This window comes from Flavihumibacter solisilvae (assembly GCF_000814475.1).
In the GTDB taxonomy this organism is placed as follows: Bacteria; Bacteroidota; Bacteroidia; order Chitinophagales; family Chitinophagaceae; genus Flavihumibacter; species Flavihumibacter solisilvae.
The window spans coordinates 1-437 of record NZ_JSVC01000062.1 but is presented as its reverse complement, the minus strand read 5'-3'; the positions used below and the strand labels follow the sequence as shown (position 1 = coordinate 437).

1 protein-coding gene is annotated in these 437 nt (G+C 48.3%); it reads left to right on the top strand.

Features of this window, described 5'->3' with window-relative positions; genetic code table 11:
* The coding region (locus OI18_RS24790; RefSeq protein ID WP_039144794.1) for a hypothetical protein at positions 1-437 on the top strand (437 nt) is incomplete at both ends.

Here is a 437-nt window from a genome sequence, read left to right as displayed (position 1 = left end):
CTGGTGGTAAATGAAACCCTGACCAGCACTACAGACGTAGTGATCTGTGCGAGCCAGCTACCCTATAGCTGGAATAGTGAGATATATACAACTGCAGGAACCTATACAGTTCCCCTGGTTAGTGCAGCCGGTTGTGATTCGATAGCTACCCTGAACCTGGTGGTTAATGAGACCCTGACCAGCACTACAGACGTAGTGATCTGTGCTAGCCAGTTACCCTATAGCTGGAATGGTGAGACCTATACCACTACCGGCACTTATGAAAGGACTTTTGTTAGTGCAGCCGGTTGTGATTCGATAGCTACATTGAACCTGGTGGTTAACGAGACCCTGAACAGCACTACAGACGTAGTGATCTGTGCGAGCGAGCTACCGTATAGCTGGAATGGTGAGACATTTACCACCACCGGTACTTATGAAAGGACATTTGTTAGTGC